At 58.5% G+C, this 17,652-nt stretch carries 16 protein-coding genes; 12 read left to right on the top strand and 4 right to left on the bottom strand.

Annotated elements, in window-relative coordinates:
* Positions 1-6: 6 nt before the first annotated feature.
* The 3 genes from KW824_RS06245 to KW824_RS06235 form a co-directional block, all read right to left on the bottom strand.
* Positions 7-1,185, bottom strand: coding sequence for a dicarboxylate/amino acid:cation symporter (locus KW824_RS06245; RefSeq protein ID WP_171273519.1), 1,179 nt, complete (start codon positions 1,183-1,185; stop codon positions 7-9).
* Positions 1,186-1,302: 117 nt separating this feature from the next.
* Positions 1,303-1,962, bottom strand: coding sequence for a bifunctional 2-polyprenyl-6-hydroxyphenol methylase/3-demethylubiquinol 3-O-methyltransferase UbiG (locus tag KW824_RS06240; protein WP_218409285.1), 660 nt, complete (start codon positions 1,960-1,962; stop codon positions 1,303-1,305).
* A 99-nt stretch (positions 1,963-2,061) separates the two neighbouring features.
* Complete coding sequence (locus tag KW824_RS06235) at positions 2,062-2,703, bottom strand: TetR family transcriptional regulator (RefSeq protein ID WP_218409284.1); 642 nt, start codon at positions 2,701-2,703, stop codon at positions 2,062-2,064.
* 152 nt (positions 2,704-2,855) lie between these two features.
* Between KW824_RS06235 and KW824_RS06230 the strand changes: the two genes are divergently transcribed.
* The 6 genes from KW824_RS06230 to KW824_RS06205 all read left to right on the top strand — a co-directional run bounded on the left by KW824_RS06230 (position 2,856) and on the right by KW824_RS06205 (position 11,479).
* On the top strand, positions 2,856-4,049 hold the full coding sequence (locus tag KW824_RS06230) for an efflux RND transporter periplasmic adaptor subunit (protein ID WP_171273522.1): 1,194 nt from the start codon (positions 2,856-2,858) through the stop codon (positions 4,047-4,049).
* 17 nt (positions 4,050-4,066) lie between these two features.
* The gene (locus KW824_RS06225) at positions 4,067-7,216 is read left to right on the top strand and encodes an efflux RND transporter permease subunit (RefSeq protein WP_218409283.1); all 3,150 of its coding nucleotides are present in this window, start codon (positions 4,067-4,069) and stop codon (positions 7,214-7,216) included.
* Positions 7,209-8,615, top strand: a complete 1,407-nt coding sequence (locus KW824_RS06220) for an efflux transporter outer membrane subunit (RefSeq protein WP_218409282.1) — start codon at positions 7,209-7,211, stop codon at positions 8,613-8,615. Before KW824_RS06225 ends, KW824_RS06220 begins: the two co-directional genes overlap by 8 nt.
* A 391-nt stretch (positions 8,616-9,006) precedes the next feature.
* The gene (locus tag KW824_RS06215) at positions 9,007-10,353 is read left to right on the top strand and encodes a site-specific integrase (protein ID WP_218409281.1); all 1,347 of its coding nucleotides are present in this window, start codon (positions 9,007-9,009) and stop codon (positions 10,351-10,353) included.
* A 133-nt stretch (positions 10,354-10,486) separates the two neighbouring features.
* The gene (locus KW824_RS06210; protein ID WP_211029013.1) at positions 10,487-11,008 is read left to right on the top strand and encodes a hypothetical protein; all 522 of its coding nucleotides are present in this window, start codon (positions 10,487-10,489) and stop codon (positions 11,006-11,008) included.
* Positions 11,009-11,194: 186 nt separating this feature from the next.
* Positions 11,195-11,479 (top strand): helix-turn-helix domain-containing protein, encoded by a 285-nt coding sequence (locus tag KW824_RS06205; protein WP_144715259.1) that lies wholly within the window; start codon positions 11,195-11,197, stop codon positions 11,477-11,479.
* Positions 11,480-11,501: 22 nt separating this feature from the next.
* On the opposite strand, the gene KW824_RS06200 is transcribed toward KW824_RS06205, so the two are convergent.
* Entirely contained in the window at positions 11,502-11,720 is a 219-nt protein-coding gene (locus KW824_RS06200) for a hypothetical protein (RefSeq protein ID WP_144715261.1), read from the bottom strand.
* Positions 11,721-11,990: 270 nt separating this feature from the next.
* On the opposite strand from KW824_RS06200, the gene KW824_RS06195 reads away from it, so the two are divergent.
* The 6 genes from KW824_RS06195 to KW824_RS06170 all read left to right on the top strand — a co-directional run bounded on the left by KW824_RS06195 (position 11,991) and on the right by KW824_RS06170 (position 17,448).
* A complete protein-coding gene (locus KW824_RS06195) occupies positions 11,991-12,776 on the top strand; it encodes a hypothetical protein (protein WP_218409280.1) in 786 nt (261 codons plus the stop codon).
* Entirely contained in the window at positions 12,763-13,404 is a 642-nt protein-coding gene (locus KW824_RS06190; RefSeq protein ID WP_218409279.1) for a hypothetical protein, read from the top strand. The genes KW824_RS06195 and KW824_RS06190 overlap by 14 nt, the downstream gene beginning before the upstream one ends.
* Before the next feature lie 172 nt (positions 13,405-13,576).
* Positions 13,577-14,374, top strand: coding sequence for a hypothetical protein (locus KW824_RS21215; RefSeq protein WP_371316612.1), 798 nt, complete (start codon positions 13,577-13,579; stop codon positions 14,372-14,374).
* Positions 14,375-15,086: 712 nt separating this feature from the next.
* Positions 15,087-16,610, top strand: a complete 1,524-nt coding sequence (locus KW824_RS06180) for a hypothetical protein (RefSeq protein WP_218409278.1) — start codon at positions 15,087-15,089, stop codon at positions 16,608-16,610.
* On the top strand, positions 16,607-16,885 hold the full coding sequence (locus tag KW824_RS06175; RefSeq protein ID WP_218409277.1) for a hypothetical protein: 279 nt from the start codon (positions 16,607-16,609) through the stop codon (positions 16,883-16,885). The genes KW824_RS06180 and KW824_RS06175 overlap by 4 nt, the downstream gene beginning before the upstream one ends.
* Positions 16,882-17,448 (top strand): helix-turn-helix domain-containing protein, encoded by a 567-nt coding sequence (locus KW824_RS06170; RefSeq protein WP_218409276.1) that lies wholly within the window; start codon positions 16,882-16,884, stop codon positions 17,446-17,448. Before KW824_RS06175 ends, KW824_RS06170 begins: the two co-directional genes overlap by 4 nt.
* Positions 17,449-17,652: the final 204 nt, after the last annotated feature.

The following is a 17,652-nucleotide window of genomic DNA, read 5'->3' as shown; positions in this document are numbered from 1 at the left end:
AGGCCCTCAGGCGGCGTCACGCTCCGGTGCGGCCAGGGGCGCTTCGCTCTGGGCGAAGCGGTCGGCCCACAGGGCGATGACGCCATCCCCGGTGACGTTGCAGGCAGTGCCGAAGCTGTCCTGGGCCAGGTAGAGGGCGATCATCAGGGCGATGGAGGCCTCACCGAAGCCGAGCATGGAGGTGAGCAGGCCGAGCGCCGACATGACGCCGCCGCCGGGGGCGCCCGGCGCCGCAATCATGATGACGCCGAGCATCATGATGAAGGGCAGCATGGTGCCATAGCCCGGTATGGCCAGGTGCTCGGAGAGGAACATCACCGCGGTGGCGCAGGTCACCAGGGTGATTGTGGAGCCACAGAGGTGAATGGTGGCGCACAGGGGCACGGTGAAGTTGGCGATGCCGTCGCTCACGCCGTTGTTCTTGCTGGCCTGCAGGGCCACCGGGATGGTGGCGGCGCTGGACATGGTGCCAAGCGCGGTGAAGTAGGCGGGCAGCATGTTCTTGATGAGCATGGCGGGGGAGCGACCCAGCGCCAGCCCGGTGCCGATGAAGAGCAGGCTGAGCCAGAGCCAGTGCATGACGATGGCCATCACCAGCACCACGCCAAAGGTCTTGAGAGTGGCGAACACGGTGCCTTCCACCGTCATCTCGACGAAGACGCCCGCGATGTAGAAGGGCAGCAGCGGGATGATCACGCGGGCCAGCAGGCGGTCAATAATGTCACGGCCCTGATCGGCGACCCGGCGCAGGTCGGTGGCCTGGGTGGCGCTGATGCCGATACCGAACACGAAGGCGGCGGCCAGCGCCGACATCACCCCGAACAGCGGCGGGATCTCGAGGCTGATGTAGGAGCTGAGCTTGATGGCGGCTTGCGCCGTGGGCTCGGCGGCGGTGGTCAGCTGCGGGATCAGCTGGCTCGCCACCGTGAAGGCGAACAGGCCCGCCAGTATGGTGGAGCAGTAGGAGAGGGCGACCGTCTTGCCGAGCAGCTTGCCGGAGTTCTTCGGCAGGCTGGCGATGCCGCTCATGATGAAGAACAGGATGATGAGCGGAATGGTGAAGGTGATCAGCTGACCTATCACTGTCTTGGCCGTGAACAGCACCCGTGCGACCCATTCCGGGGCATAGAGGCCGAGCAGGAGACCGGCGAGGATGCCGGCAATCAGATTGAGGACGAGTTTCATGGGGGAATCCAGGTGTTGGTGTCTGTTTTGTTATTTAATCTTGATTTTAATGCCGCTTTTTAACACAAATGCCGCATCTTGTCTGCCATCACCTGGTTAACTCAGAGTTAAATATTGTTATCTGGATGCTGAATCGCGTCGGGCACCCTGTCTGGATCGACGGCCGCGATATTGATTGATTGTGGCGGGATTGGGGTCGCGGATCAGCAGGGCATGGAGCCAGCGGCCGTGCACTGCATCGTCACTGCACCAGCTCTGATGCAGCTCAAACGGCAGGAGGGCGATCAGCTGCTGCAACCGTGCCTCATCGAGCCGGGTCAGCAGCGGGTATTCGTCCTGTGAGAGGGGCAAGGGGCTGCCGGGTTCATTCTCGCCATAGGGGAAGGAGCAGTAGAGGGGCCCCTGGGGTTTGAGCAGGCCGGCGAGGTGCATCAGGGCGGGGGCTAGCTCATCCTCGGTGAGGCAGGGCAGCGAGCCGCTGGCCCAGACGCCGTCATAGGGCAGCACGTTGTGCATCTGCTCGAAGCGACAGACCCGCACCGGCTGGCCGCACAGGCGCGAGGCGGCGCTGGCCTGGTTCAGGCTGGCATCGAAGGCGGTGACCATGAACCCCAGTTCCCGAAAATGGTGCAGATCCTCCCCCGCACCGCAGCCGGCTTCCAGCAGGTGGGCACCGGGTTGCAGGCGGGCCAGGAAGGGGGAGTGGGCCTGGCCGATGAGGGCGGGGCGGGGCGCCAGCGGGGCAGCGCTTTGGGCGGGTGACTGTGGCAGTGGCATAGGGCTCGTCTCTAAGGTGGGCGGCTACTCTAGCAAATTTGCCCCCTGCTGTTCAGATCTGCTGATGACCCTCTATGGCCCTGAGTGGCATCAGCGCCATCAGGGGCGGCGCAAGAGTGAGGGAGAGGGGTTGGCGAGCAGGCCGAACAGGGTGTCGAGCAGGAAGTCGGCCTCCTTAATCAGGTCGATGCGCTCCGGGAAATGCAGCCAGTTGACGATGTAACCATCCAGGGTGCAGTGCAGCAGGGTGGCGGCGCGCCGCAGATCCAGCTCTTTGGGCAGATGGCCGAGGCGCACGGCATTGGCCAGGGTGATCTCCAGATCCCGGAAGAAGTTGATGGATTGCAGGCGCATGTGATCCCTCAGGGCCTCGGCCTCCCCCTCCAGAGGCTCCAGGTTGAAGATGATGGTGAACATCTGCTGGTGAGCGGGTTCGGTGCTGATCTTGTACATCACCTCCTTGAGGAAGCCGCGCAGCTTGCCGAGGGGATCCTGCTCCTGCTCATCCACACAGGCGTCTATCTGGTGGGAGAGGGGGGCGCACAGCTCCTCCCACAGGGTGACGAACAGCTCCTCCTTGTTCTTGAAGTGCCAGTAGATGGCACCCCGGGTCAGGTCTGCCGCCTTGGCGATGTCGGTCAGGTTGGTCTTCGCCAATCCCTGTTGGCAGAACAGATTCAGGGCCGTGCCCATGATGTGGCAGCGGGTCTGCTGCGCCTCTTCTTTGGTTCTTCTGGCCATCGGATCCGTACCTGTTAAAAGGGGAAAAAGTTACTTACATACATTTATGAATGTATGTATATTGCCTCATCTTCGCAGTTTTACCAACAGGGACCCCATAAACCCTGTGGTTTTGTGATTTTTTTTGTTTGAAACAGAGGCTCAGAAACTCCATGCATAAACACATTCTCGCACGTTCGGTGGGCCTTGCCTTGTTGGCAAGCGGCCTGCTGGCTGGTTGTGGCGACAAGGGCGAGGCCGGGCAAGGGGCGGGCGAGATGCCGCCCGCTGCCGTGGACGTGGTCACGCTCCATGCCGCACCGCTGCAACTCATGTCCGAGCTCACCGGCCGCACCGCCCCCCTGCGGGTGGCCGAGGTGCGCCCCCAGGTGAATGGCATCATCCTCAAGCGCCTGTTCACCGAGGGCAGCGACGTCAAGGCTGGCCAGTTGCTGTACCAGATCGATCCCGCCGTCTATCAGGCCGCCGTTGCCAGTGCCAAGGCCAATCTGGCCAAGGCGCAGGCCAACGAGCAGAGCGCCCGCCTCAAGGCCCAGCGTTATGCCGAGCTGGTGAAGGTGAAAGCCATCAGCCGTCAGGAGTATGACGACGCCGACGCGGCCTGGAAGCAGCAGGTTGCTGAGATCGGGGCCGCCAAGGCCGCCCTGCAGAGCGCCAACATCAACCTGGCCTATACCCGGATCACGGCCCCCATCAGCGGCCGCATCGGCAAGTCTGCGGTGACCGAGGGTGCCCTGGTCACCGCCCAGCAGGCGGACAGCCTCACCTCCATCTCGCAGCTCGATCCCATGTACGTGGATGTGCGTCAGTCCACCGCCGATCTGTTGCGCCTCAAGCGTCAGGTCGCCGCCGGCAAGCTGACCCAAGGCAAACAGGATGGCGCCAAGGTCAGCTTCCAGCTGGAAGATGGCAGCCAGTACGGCGAGCAGGGGACCTTGCAGTTCTCCGACGTGACCGTGGACGAGACCACCGGCATGGTGACGCTGCGGGTCCTGGTCCCGAATCCCCATGATCTGCTGCTGCCAGGCATGTTCATGCGCGCCACCCTGCAGGAGGGCGAGCGCCCAGAAGGCCTGCTGGTGCCCCAGACCGCCGTGACCCGCACGCCGAAAGGCGGGGCCACCGTCATGGTGGTGACCGCGGACAACAAGGTCGAGCTGCGGGAAGTGCAGCTCAGCCGCGTGGTTGGCGACAGCTGGGTGGTGGAGTCCGGCCTCGATGCCGGCGAGAAGGTGATAGTGGCCGGTTTGCAGAAGGTCAAACCCGGTGCCGTGGTGGCGCCCGCTGAGCGTACCGGCAACACCACGACCACACAGGCCAATCAGACCCCGGTCACCAAGCAGTAGGATGGAGTAGTCGCCTCATGGCACGATTTTTCATAGACAGACCCATTTTCGCCTGGGTGATCGCCCTGGTGATCATGCTGGCCGGGGCCATGGCCATCATAGGCCTGCCGGTCGCCCAGTACCCGACCATAGCCCCGCCGGCCGTCGGCATTTCCGCCAGCTACCCGGGGGCGTCCGCCAAGACGGTGGAAGACTCGGTGACCCAGATCATCGAGCAGAACATGACGGGGCTGGATCACCTGCTCTACATGTCTGCCCAGTCCGATTCGTCCGGCAACGTCAGCGTGACCCTCACCTTCAAACCGGGCACCGATCCCGACATCGCCCAGGTGCAGGTGCAGAACAAGTTGCAGCAGGCCATGTCGCTCCTGCCCCAAGAGGTGCAGCAGCAGGGTGTCCGGGTCCAGAAGACTTCCAGCAGCTTCCTGATGGTGGCCGCCTTCATCTCCACCGATGGCAACATGACCAACGACGATCTCGCCGATTACGTGGTCTCCAACATCAAGGAGCCCCTGAGCCGGCTGGATGGGGTGGGTGACATCACCTTGTTCGGCAGCCAGTACTCCATGCGGGTCTGGCTCGATCCTCACAAGCTCAACCGGGTACAGATGACCCCGGGAGACGTGCAGGCCGCCATCCAGGCCCAGAACGCCCAGGTTGCGTTCGGCAAGCTGGGGGGCACCCCGGCGGTGAGCGATCAGCAATTTACCGCCACCATCATGGGGCAGACCCGTCTCTCCACCCCGGAGGAGTTCAACAACATCCTGTTGCGGGTGAATCAGGATGGCTCCAAGGTGCTGCTCAAAGACGTGGCCCGGGTCGAGCTCGCCGGCGAAAGTTACGATGCCTCCGCGCTCTACAACGGTCAGGCCACGGCGGCGGTCGCCATCAAGCTGGCCACCGGAGCCAATGCGCTGGATACCGCCGAGATGGTACGTGCCAAGCTGGGTGAACTTTCAGCCTACTTCCCGGCCAACATGAAGATCGTCTACCCCTACGACACCACGCCGTTCGTGAAGATCTCCATCGAGGAGGTGGTGCAGACGCTGATCGAGGCCATCTTCCTGGTGTTCTGCGTTATGTATCTGTTCCTGCAGAACTTCCGGGCGACCCTGATCCCGACCATCGCCGTGCCCGTGGTGCTGCTCGGTACCTTCGGCGTCATGGCGGCCTTCGGCTTCTCCATCAACACCCTGACCATGTTCGGTCTGGTACTCGCCATCGGCCTGCTGGTGGATGACGCCATCGTGGTGGTGGAGAACGTGGAGCGGCTGATGAGCGAGGAGGGGCTCTCCCCTCTTGAAGCGACCCGCAAGTCCATGACCCAGATCACCGGCGCCCTGGTGGGCATCGCCCTGGTGCTGTCGGCGGTGTTCGTGCCCATGGCCTTCTTCGGCGGTTCGACCGGCGCCATCTATCGCCAGTTCTCCCTCACCATAGTCTCGGCCATGGTGCTGTCGGTGCTGGTGGCGCTGATCCTGACGCCGGCGCTCTGTGCCACCCTGCTCAAGCCCATGAAACACGGGGAGTTCGGTGCCCAGCGCGGCTTCTTCGGCTGGTTCAACCGCTTCTTCGACACCAATGCCAACCGCTACCAGAACGGCGTGCGCAAGGTGATCAAGCAGGGGACCCGCTACGGCATCATCTACCTGGCCATGCTGGCGGTGCTGGCGGTGCTCTTCATGCGTCTGCCCACCTCCTTCCTGCCGGAAGAGGATCAGGGGGTCATCATGTCCATGGTGCAGCTGCCGGTCGGGGCCACCAAGGAGCGTACCGAGGTGGTGCTGGCCGACATGCGCGACTACTTCCTCGAAAACGAGAAGGACAACGTCGACTCCGTGCTGACGGTGGCGGGCTTCAGCTTCGCCGGTAGCGGCCAGAACAGCGGCATGGCCTTCATCAAGTTGAAGGACTGGAGCGAGCGTAAAGGGGAAGAGCGCAGCGCCAATGCCATCATAGGCCGCGCCATGGGCTATCTGTTCAGCATCAAGGAAGCTCAGGTCTTTGCCTTCAACCTGCCTCCCATCCCTGAACTCGGCACGGCCACCGGCTTCGACTTCTTCCTGCAGGACCGCGGTGGTCTGGGTCACGAGAAGCTGATGCAGGCGCGCAACCAGTTGCTCGGCATGGCGGCGCAGGATCCCAACCTGGTGCGGGTACGCCCGAACGGGATGGAAGACACCCCCCAGCTCGACATCAAGATCGACTACGAGAAGGCGCTGGCCCAGGGGCTTTCCATCAGCGACATCAACAACACCCTGTCGGCGGCCTGGGGCTCCTCCTACGTGAACGACTTCGTCGACAGAGGCCGGGTCAAGAAGGTCTACCTGCAGGCGGATGCCCCCTTCCGGATGAACCCGGAGGATCTCAAGCTGTGGTACGTGCGCAACAGCACGGGCCAGATGGTGCCTTTCTCCGCCTTTGCCAGTACCGAGTGGAGCTTCGGCTCGCCCCGCCTGGAGCGCTACAACGGTGTCTCCGCCATGGAGATCGTCGGTGAAGCGGCGCCGGGCAAGAGTACCGGTGACGCCATGGCGGCCATCGAGCAAATGGTGAAACAACTGCCGGAAGGCATAGGCATCGAGTGGACCGGGCTCTCCTTCCAGGAGCGTCAGGCTGGCTCCCAGGCGCCGGCGCTCTACGCCATCTCGCTCTTGGTGGTCTTCCTCTGTCTGGCGGCCCTGTACGAGAGCTGGAGTATTCCGTTCTCTGTCATGCTGGTGGTGCCGCTCGGGGTGCTGGGGGCCATTTTGGCCGCAACCCTGCGTGGGCTTGAGAACGACGTCTACTTCCAGGTGGGTCTGCTCACCACCATAGGGCTCTCGGCCAAGAACGCCATCCTGATCGTCGAGTTCGCCAAGGAGCTCCATGACAAGGGGATGAAACTCGGCGATGCGGTGGTGGAAGCCTCCCGTCAGCGTCTGCGTCCGATCCTGATGACGTCCCTTGCCTTCATCCTCGGCGTCTTGCCGCTGGTGATCAGCACAGGTGCCGGCGCCAGCAGCCGCAACGCCATCGGCACCGGCGTGATGGGGGGGATGATCACGGCAACCGTGCTCGCCATCTTCTTCGTACCGTTGTTCTTCGTGCTGGTGATGCGCTACTTCACCAAACACAGTTCAGCCGAGGAGCGCGTCGCGCTGACCAAGGAGACCCAACATGACTAAGACCCTGGTCGCCCTGAGTGTGACGCTGCTGCTGGGGGCCTGTTCCATGGCCCCCGATTACCAACGCCCCGAGGTGCCGCAAGGCGCCTCCTGGCAAGAGAACCTCGCCACTCAGGGGGCGCTGGCGCCCTGGCAGCAACAGTTTCTGGATCCGGCACTGCAAAAGCTGATCGACACCGCGCTCGAGAACAACCGGGATCTGCGGCTCGCGGCCCTCAACGTCGAGGCCTATGAGGCGAGATACCGGATCCAGCGGGCGGCCCAGTTGCCGACCCTGGCCGCCAGCGGCTCCGGCACCCGTCAGCAGGGATCCGACGATCTCAGCAGCACGGGGCAGGGGAGCATCAGCAGCCAGTACGGCGCCGACATCGGCATCACCGCCTATGAGCTGGATCTGTTTGGCCGGATCCAGAGCCTGAAAGATCAGGCGCTGGAGAACTACCTGGCGCAGATCGAGACCCAGCGCAGCACCCAGATAGCGCTGATCGCCTCGGTGGCGAATGCCTACCTCACCCTGCTGGCGGATCAGGAGCTGCTGGCCCTGAGCCAGGCGACGCTGGCGACCGAGCAGGAGAGCTATGCCCTGACCCAGCACAAGTACCGGCTGGGGGCGGCCTCCGAGATGGAGCTGGCGCAGGGGCGCACGGCGCTCGAGAACGCCCGGGTCAGCCAGGCGCAATACCAGCGCCAGGTGAAACAGGACAGAAATGGCCTGGCCCTGCTGCTCGGCACAGAAGTGCCGGTGCTGGAAGGTCAACCGGCGACCCTGGCCGAGGTGCAACTGGCGCCGATCCCGGTGGGGGCCCCCTCCAGCCTGCTGCAACAGCGGCCCGACATACTGGCGGCGGAGCACAGCCTGAAGGCGGCCAACGCCAATATAGGCGCGGCCCGTGCCGCCTTCTTCCCGACCATCTCGCTCACCGCGACGGCGGGCACCGCCAGCAATCAGCTGAGCGGGCTGTTTGACGGCGGCACCGGCACCTGGACCTTCATGCCCCAGATAAACCTGCCCATCTTCGACGGTGGCAAGCGCATTGCGGATCTGGATGTGGCCGAGGTCGGCACCAAACAGGCGGTGGCGAGCTACGAGAAGAGCATCCAGACCGCCTTCAAGGAGGTCGCGGATACGCTCGGTGCCCAGGCGGACTACCAGCAGCAGCTGCAGGCCCAGCAGGATCTGGTGGATGCCAACCAGACCTACTTCAAGCTGGCGGAGTTCCGCTACGAGCAGGGGGTGGACAGTTATCTCACCCGGCTCGATGCCCAGCGCACCCTGTTCAGCGCACGGCAGGGGCTCATCAGCACCCGCCTGGCCCAGCTCAGCAACCAGGTCGCACTCTACAAGGCGGTCGGCGGTGGCTGGCAGGCACCCAAGGAGGCCCCCGAAGGGCAGGGCTAGTCTCTCATCCGATTGCTGACAATGTGACAAAAACGGGGTGAACCGCAGGGTTCGCCCCATTTTTATATGTGAATGGCCGCCTCTTCTGGACACTTCGCTGCCGAGCGCAGGCCCGGTTCGCGAACGCCAGGCTTGCCCAGGCTGAAATAGAAAAAGGCCCGCATCGCTGCGAGCCTTCTCATCTATCTGGTGCCGGAAACAGGAGTCGAACCTGCGACCTTCGCATTACGAATGAGAGGGCGTGTGAATACCTCCACATTTATCAACCCATTCAACACTATACAAAACAATACTTTAAGTCTAATCTTGCCTTTGCGGGCTAACACAAAAATCGACAAAATTTGTTATCTCATGTTAGCCCAGCGTTAGCCTGATGGAGATTGGCAGGATCATGGAAAGGTTCAGATTCACCAAAACGGAATTATCGTCAATCACGCCACCTGAGCAGGGAAAGCGCTTAGCGGTATACGATACCGAAGTACCAAAGCTGGCTATGCGGATCACCGCAGCAGGCGCTCGCTCCTTCTACGTTGTAAAGCGTTCCGGTGCATCGATTGCTTGGATCAAGCTCGGTTCTTTCCCTGAAATGACTATCGAGCAAGCCCGTAACGAGGCGCAGAAGATTCTTGGCGAGTTTGCCGCCGGCGCTAACCCCGCCGCTGCTCGTCGGGCAATCAGAGAAGAGCCCAGTTTTACTGAATTGTTCGAGCAGTTCTTGGTCGAGAAGCTCAAGCGCGATGGTACTCCCATCGGGGAGCGTACTAAGCGTGACTATCGCGACAACTTGCGCATGTATCTGGAGCCGATTAAGTCTAAGAAGTTGTCGCACATTACTCGCGCAGATATCAAATCTATCCACACCAAAACCACGAAGAAAAGTGCAGCCCAAGCCGACCGGGCGCTCGCCATCGTTTCATCGGTGTTCAACTTCGCCGCCGACCTGGAGATATTCAGCGGTACCAATCCAGCGAGCCGCATTCAAAAAAATCCGGCACCTTCACGCGATCGTTTTGTTCAAGCGTCAGAACTACCATATCTGTTTGCAGCCATCGACAAGTCGAGTCTTGCCGACTTCTTTTGGTTGTCGCTACTGACAGGCGCCAGACGCTCCAACGTACAAGAGATGGCTTGGCGCGATATCGACCTTGATGCCCGCATCTGGCGGATCGGTATGACCAAGAACGGCACCCCACAAAACGTCACTCTATCACCAGAGGCAGTGACTGTTCTCGCTAACCGCAAGCATACAACTGGTCATGCCTCTTTCGTGTTTCCCGGCGAGGGCAAAACAGGGCATTTGGTCGAACCGAAAAAGGCATGGAAGACAATTTTGATTCGCGCCAGCCTAAGTCGTCTACTTGACCATTTGGAGGAGTTGGGCAAGCTCACCAGTGAGGAGCGCCAACAGGCCGAAATGCAAATTGCCCAAGCGCCAGTTGTTACGGAGAAGCGTTATCGCGCGTTGGCCGATGAGGTGGGAATAGACCCTGCAACCTATGACATGACTGACCTGCGTATACATGATCTACGCCGTACCCTGGGGAGCTGGCAGGCCAAGAGCGGCGCTTCGCTTGCGATCATCGGCAAGTCGCTAAACCACAAAACACATCAGGCTACGGCCATCTATGCCCGCCTGGATCTTGACCCCGTGCGCCAGTCCGTTGAGACGGCAACAAGCGCCATGATGGACGCGGCTGGTATCAAGTCGCCCGTCGAAGGAAGGACGAGCAAACGCTGACAGTAATTTGCGGGTGAACTAGGGGAACAAGAAACCAAACGAATAGCGGGCAGCCTAGCCCGACGGGCGAATAGCAGAGTTCCCACCTGTCTGGCGGACCGATCTATCCAGTGGGGGTATCAGAGAGCGATAAATGGATAAACAAAGCTGGAAGCATGGTAAGGAGATTACTTCCGAGGAGGAATACAACGAACAAACAAGCGCATTGGCCGAGGAGCTTCAGAGGCTCTACACCCCGGCCCAAGTGGCTGAGATTGCCGCGCAGCATATGATCTATGTAGACGTCCTGAACAGTAAGCCTCCTATGGATAAAGGGTTTCATAGCATTAGTGAGCATTACCGCTCTCTGGCGGAGCAGAATCATCGGCTTACATTGATGTTTCAGACTCTGGTGAGGAATGCGTCAGGCATTATAAAAATGGGTGTTGATGGAGCCCTACAGCGCGCGTCGAAAAAGGCTAACGATATTAACCATAAAATCAACCGAGAGCGGATGGCTGGGGCTCTGCAGGCATGGGATGAAAGTGGTCTCACCAACATGAGTGAGTTTGCCCGTCGTAACCACATAACATATGGGGTAACAGAGAGAGTCCTGTGCAAATGGCTTTCCGAACATGAGAAGGCTAAGCGCAAAAATGCGGCGAAGCCACTTTAATCAGTCGAAATTTAGAAGTTCAGATTTGAATAGCCTTGTTGGAGACACATTTGGTCGAAAGGTGATCTCTAGATAGGTTTACACTCTCCGCGGAGGATGTACAGTTTCCGCGGAGAGTGGTCTGTAATCGAGATCTTCCAATACCTAATCTAACCCCGTCATATCAAACTGAACGAGGTTAGTTTCATGCGCACTCCCCCCGCCACCGATATTGCCAATCTCAAGGCTGAGATTGCAGCACAGATTGTCGCGCAACTCGGCTTTGACCCCAAAAATCCTCCCGTTAACGTAGGTGACAAGCAGGCCGCTGAGGTCCTTGCCGTGAAGGCGACGACGTTGGCCGTCTGGCGCTCTACCGGCCGCTACAACCTGCCCTATCTCAAGGTCGGACGCTTGGTGAAATACCGCATCAGCGATCTGGCCGAGTTCCTGGCCAGTCGCACTGCTCATCACACCGGCGAGAGGTTCTAACATGCGCGTTACCCATGCCACATCAGTGAACCACGACTCGTACTGTATTGACAGTTTCCTCCCCAATTTTCACCCCGTTCTCCAGCTCGCATTGCTGCTGTTCGGTATCTACCACCATCTGGTTGTGCTTACCATGGTGAACCGCATAAGCACTTGCGTTATCCCCTTTACCGGCCGGTTCTGCGGGGATGACAGGCATCCCGAAGAGCAGTTCGCCCTGATCAACATCACAGGTGCTCATCACTTGCAGACCTGTTTCCCCAACTACTGTGGCGAGACGGAGCCCTAGCACCTGCCAGAGGTCAGTCAGCTGGACACGAGGAGCGTTTGTAATCGGATAGTTCGGAGATCCAGTGATGGGCATTAAGCCAATGCCGCATGCATACCTAGTATCAATCAGTAAGGTCTACACGATGACATTAACAAGTTGGGGCAATCAGCCTCGGGGGGAAACCTTACCCAAATTTAGTCTGGAGGAAGCTGCGAGGGGAGTGGGATGGAGGGTTTTGTAATGGCTCAGCGCCGCATCATAGAGCTGTTTGAGCACGACCCAGCAGGATCGCACTTATACAACCGTCTCCTGATCGAGGCTGCCATTAAGGATCGCCTGATCACCGCCTGCGGCCAGACAGTTCACCTCAAGAGGGGGCAACTGGTGTTTGGCCGGAGCCAGTGGGCAAGCAAAACAGGACTCACCCAGGGTGTCATTCGTCGCGTTTTGAAGCAACTGAAGGATGAGCGAGAAATCAGCCAGATAAAATTTGGAAAAATCACAGTAATTTCAATGCTTTCTCTCATGTCCTCGCCGACTGACAGCCAGGAAAAAACCACCACTCAACCAGGAGACGACCACAGTAAGAATAAAGAACAATGGAAAGGGATGAAGGAAGGTAACGATAAAAATTATGTCGCTGGCGCTCTGAAAAAGGATTTCAAGGGTCTGGATTTCTCCCCGCTCAACATGACGCCCGAGCTGATAGACGAGGTGAAGACAATCCGAAAGGCCCACACGAAGGGCAAGCCGCTGACCCAACGAATCATCAATACCTTGGGCACGGAGTTTGCCACTTGCCGCGCGGCCGGTGCTACTGATGACCAGATCTTGAATGAGTGGAATGTGAGGGGCTGGCAAGGCTTCAAGGCGGATTGGTTCCTGCGCGACTTCAAAAGCCCAGGTCACTCCACCAGCAGCCGCCCAACGAAATATCAACAACAGATGGCCGATCAGGATGCAATTTTTGATCGCTTCCTAGGCAATAACCAGCAACAGCAGGGATTTACCTATGAACATGAATGATAAGCCGCGTTTTACCGCTCTGCACAAGCGCCTGACCGATGCCTATCAGCACCTCCGGGGTGATGAGGGCTATCTGGAGGCCTGCTTTGTCGCTCTGGCGCCGTTCCCGCTGGCAGTAGTGGAGGCCACCTACCGGGAGGCGGTGACTAGTCCGCGCTTTGGCTCCTTCTTTCCCAAGCCTGGCGAACTGGCGGGCCTGGCCCAAGAGATCTCCGCCTTGTCTGGTATGAAGTCGCCTGAAGAGTGGGGCCGCGAATGGTTCGCGTTCATCAGGGTGAACCTGCATCACATGAAGGAGAGGGGGCACACCCAACTCAATTCGCAATATGACACTCAGGCGGCGCAGGCGGTAAGGAATTGTGGTGGGCTGGCGGGTATTCTCAAGGGTGACGGTGATGCAGCAGAGTCTCGCTTCTTGAAAGCATATTGCGCCCTGGAGGCCAACTATCAAGATGGCTCGATGCGCCCCCTCAAGGAGGGTGAAGACCCTAACAACCAAAGGTCCCCCCGCCGTGGCCGGATCCTTAAGCAGGCCCTGCAGGCCGTAGCTATCTCAGCTAGGAAAGGTGTAACACGGGCCACAGAGCATCTGGATGGAAGGCCGCGTCTGACTGACCAAAATCGGTAGGGTGTTCTTCCACTACAGTACTATGGAGACAGAGCACAACCTCAAGAGATTGAGCCGTGCGAGAAGCTGACTGGGGGAAGATGGATTGATTGCCGCACATCTGTGCAATGATTATCGTCCTCCCCCTGTAGGGCTGGAACCGGTCTACCCCCATCGTAAATACTGGTCGCCTATGACCTATTCCCCTATGCATACAACAGATTCCCCAGACTGGCACAGTATCGAACTCGCGTACTGTGCTGGCCGCCAGAGTGTGCGCCAGATAGCGATAGAGCACGGTATTTCACATACCGCCATTAACAAGCGGGCCAAGACGCACAAATGGTCAAGAGTCACAACACCAGTTAACGCTACCTCATCTTCAGGTATGCCTACGGCTCCTATCAGTGGCGCTGATCATGTGAACGCCACAACTCAGGTTATGAGCCCAGTTTGCACTCCTCAGGTTTCCACTGTGGAAACCAATACGTCGAATACCAAATCGGTAACTAGAGGCCGTCGGAGCGCATACACGAACGAGTTGGGGGAGGCCATATGCAGCGCCATCGCTGGTGGGGTCAGTCTACGAGCAGTGTTGGCTCGTCCGGGTATGCCGTCCAAATCCATGGTGATGCGCTGGTTGGCTGATGAACGCTACATAGAATTTAGGGACCATTACGCGTGCGCGCGCGAGGATCTGGCCGACAAACTGGCCGACGAGATCCTCCAGATTGCCGATGACGGCAGTAAGGACTCCTTCCTCGACGCCAACGGAAACGTAAAAGTTAACCATGATGTGATTGCCCGTGCTCGCCTGCAGATCGATGCTCGTAAATGGCTGGCCTCAAAGCTGGCTCCCAAGAAGTACGGCGATGGGGGGCAGCGAGAAAATTCGGGCGTTCGCCACGGGAGCATGCAGGTGAAATCGACAGTCACGTTTGTGAATCCACCCAACTGGGGCGAAGATAGCGAGGTTTATAAGGATGACTGATTTTGTAAGATTGAATGAAAGCCCCAAAGCCATCGTGGCAATCTCGTTCGGGACGAAGGGGTCGGAGGTTCGAATCCTCTCACACCGACCAAATTTAACAAGGGCTTAGCTTCGGCTAGGCCCTTGTGCATTTCAGGGCCCCCTGTTCTGTGGGGCATTTGTGGGGCATTTTGTCCGAGTGGTCTCTCTTATCCCGTGGTAGCGACCTTCACCAGCACTACTTTCAACCCGGTACCCAGCAACTATTTCACAGGCTCCTTACGGCCGAATCCGATTGCACACAGGGTCACCCACACCCACATCCAGCTCGGTGACGAGATAGCGCACGCAAGGGGACTCAAACGCTAGTGAGCAAGATCATCCCTTCCTGTCATAGGTCACAGTGCTGATAGCCTAAGCCTCCGACTTAGTGCTTAGCTTTCCCCCCGATTCCATACCTCATAAGTTGGCGTTGAGACTATTAGTCGGACGCGGTGCACTTCATCGCACAGACGCAAACCTGTCACCCCGCCGATGGCAGGTCATCAACCGTTCAGGCACATCTCCACGCAACACCCCCATGAGGTGCGAATTGGCAACCTACTTAAGATACGAATGAGCACATTCACCCCATTGGTCAATGTAGACTGCAGTTGACATTGAGTGGTGTGGTAGATATTTTTTAACAGCATGAGGAAGGTGGGTTCTTACTTAATTGCTACTAGGAGCGCAGATGAACGGAAAGCATCGCCAGCAATATCGCCAAGAAGATGGGTTGTCATCAAACTGCGCGGTGGTTGGCGCGAACGTGCTTCACCCGAGTATCGTCGGGCCAGTCATCACCGACCCTGCGATTCTTGACCAAGCTCGTCTCTACGCTGAAGCACTAAAGCAAACCCGTCCTATCGTAGAGCCCGGTACCGCCACAGAGCCGATCACTAAGATAATTCGTGACGGCACAGCGCGCCCAAACGGGCTGACTCAGGTTACTGCAGAGCGGATGGCCACTTCGGGGAGGCCACTCGACTCATTTATCAATGGCGCTAATCCAAGAGGTAAGGCTGCCGAAGTGGTCGTGGCCTCCGACTACAGTGCACTTCACGCAGGCCAAAATCCTGGGATCATCAACGGGCCACCAAATGTGGCTCAAAATGTCCTAGATATCCGCCTCGCGCCGGATGCCGCGAGTAGAAAAGATCTGATCATTGCGTTCGAAACCAAGAACGGTCAAGCAATCTGGAAGTACAACGGTCAGGTCAAGACCGGAGGTGCTCAGTACGTTGCCGATACGCTTGTGGAGATGGCAAATACGCCCGGTTACGGAAAGGTTGGTTACGTAGACGCTCGTTACGTCAATGGGGATGGGACTCCTCGCGTGGCAACGGATGCTTTCACCGAGGCTCAGGCAAGGCGGCTTCAAGAAGCCAAAGTCCGCCTACGTGGGATTCCAGATCTCGAGCAGCGCGCTGAACAGTTGATGGCTGACATCAAGGCTGGAAAGCTCGATGGTCTCGACCCCATCACGCGTGAGGAGTTAAAACAATTACGCGATGACATCGCCGCCGCTTACCGCGCACGCAATGTCGTCGGTCGCATCGCGGGGGGCGCAGCAATAGCAGCCGCCACCGCCGCAATTGTGTCCCTAATTGTGCAGTTCGCCACAGAGGGCAAAGTGGACGCCAAGCTCGTCGGCAAGTCTGCCGTTACCGGCGCGCTGTTCGGGGCGGGCGGGGCTGCGGCCGATGCAACGCTATATCACCTCGGGACCAATTCCCTAGACATGGCTCCGGAAGTAGCCAAGGAGTTCGCCAAGCAAGGAGTATCTATAGGCTTTTGCATGCTGGCAATCGTTACCGATTTAGTCTCCGAGGTCAGTTCTGCGCATAGTGGTGAGGTGACCACATCAGGAGCTATTGCTGGCACGGCTGTAAAGACGGCGCTAGACCTCCTCCCGCTGGTAATAGCTTCGCTCGGCCTCGTAGGCCTCCCGGTTCTTGTTGGCACCCAAGTCGGGGGGCGATGGCTCATAAATAAGGCTCGAGAGGCTGACAGTGTGTTGGAGCAGGCGATCTCGGCCGACGTTGCACTGGCGCAAAACATCGCGCAGCGTATGGCCGTGTTTACCGAGGCAGTAGAAGGCTTGCAAGCAGATTGTGCAGAGACCGACCAGTTCTTTAACGAAGTCATGGGGCATGCTTTGCACTCGACTACCCAATTTTGTGCAGGCCTGAATCTAACCCAGGAGAACACGATATGAACCCCCTTGTTATTTGGCGTATTGTGGCAGGGGTCGGAACCCTGCTCGGGATCGGTGGCACCACTTACGGAATCGACCAACATCAGAAGCGCAAGAGGGAGCAAGCTGCGAACAGTAGCTATCTTCGACAAATCGAAGTCGAACTAGCTTCGAAAGAGCAGCTACTTGCGTCTCTCCAATCCTCACTTGGTGAGAAAAACCAACAAGTGCATATTCTCACAGCTGAGATTGTTCGGCTGCGTAATGAGGCAGATAAGCTAAGGCGCATGTTATGACCAACCAGGTTACCAGTAGCGAGGTGCTGTCGTTGTCAGTTGACGACGTACAGGACACCCTAGCACGCAATCTTTCTGCTGCGCGCATCGCCCTTGGGATGTCGCAAGACCAGCTTGCCGTTGCTGCAGGGGTGTCTCGCGCTACTGTCAATCAACTGGAAGGTGGCTCCACCGCTAAGGGCGACCCCAAACTCTCCACAGTCATTAACCTTTCCTCCGCGCTAGGGCTATCCCCTGTGTTCCTGCTGCTCGGCAGGGACGAGCTCGATGCCATCGCGCAGGCCTCTAAGCGAACAGAAATGAAGGATGTGCGGTCCTATCTCTCAACCGACGAGTTGGAAACAATGAGACGCCTTCTTGGTTCTGGCATGGCAAAAAATCGGGCAAAGGCAATTGAAATAGGGGCAACTGCAGCCACTGCGGCGGGAATGTCCTCTGGCGCGATAGCTGCCGCCGCGATCGGTTCCGGCCTCCTACCTGGTATAGGTACCGCGATAGGTGCAGCTATTGCAGTTGGCTGGCTTGCCTACAAAAAGAAACGTGGCGCAAAAGATGCCGAATGACACATCTAATATGAGGCCATGATAGATCCCCTCATTTTGGCAAGGTAGTACTACTAGATGTCCAAATAAGCACACCCTAAGCTGCCGAGGTGATGTGAAGACAGTGAGGTTATGTGCAGCTCATAATGTGTACTTTTTGAGCCATATAATCAGCCCTTCAAAAATATGGCTCAAAGCTGTTGTTTTTATTGTGAGCCATTACTA

Source organism: Aeromonas sp. sif0611, from assembly GCF_019218845.1.
GTDB lineage: Bacteria > Pseudomonadota > Gammaproteobacteria > Enterobacterales > Aeromonadaceae > Aeromonas > Aeromonas media.
This window is presented reverse-complemented; position numbering and strand designations above follow the sequence as displayed.